The 451-nt window shown below is 53.7% G+C and carries 1 protein-coding gene; it reads right to left on the bottom strand.

Annotated elements, in window-relative coordinates; translation table 11 throughout:
- Positions 1–283: transposase domain-containing protein (locus B4920_RS25880; protein ID WP_173862702.1), on the bottom strand; the 283-nt coding region annotated here is incomplete at its 3' end.
- Positions 284–451 lie beyond the last annotated feature (168 nt).

The raw sequence follows: 451 nt of genomic DNA, 5'->3' as shown, positions 1-451 counted from the left end.
GGGCACTGTCCGCGAGCAAGGCATCATTGGCCAACCCTTCTGCACAGATGTTGAGGTGCCGAGCGACCTCGGAGATGGGCTCATTGCGGAAAAAGGCCATCCCCACGACGAGCCACAAGACCATATCAGAAGGTAAGCGGCGTCGGCGGATAGTGGCCTTTTCAGACAAGGCGGCAGCGGCAGGAATCAATTCGTCGGGAATATGGTCGGCAAAAATGGCCAGCCGAGCCAGCATGTCGCCAGATGCCTCAACAACATCGTTCAGATCGTTTGCAATAGACATAAAAAATCCGGAACCAGTGATTGGTTCCGGATTGTCCTACAGCAGAAGGATCGGTCAATGGATCCTTAACTGATCAGCATTGCACCCTAGGGCGGCATTTTGCTATCTGAGATAACAGGCTAAAGGACATACCAGCCGGTCACTTCACGCAGGGCTTTGCCGATATCG

Origin of the sequence: Zoogloea sp. LCSB751, assembly GCF_002028455.1 — a bacterium.
In the GTDB taxonomy this organism is placed as follows: domain Bacteria; phylum Pseudomonadota; class Gammaproteobacteria; order Burkholderiales; family Rhodocyclaceae; genus Zoogloea.
Note: the sequence above shows the minus strand (reverse complement) of the source record. Positions and strands in the feature narration are given on the sequence as shown.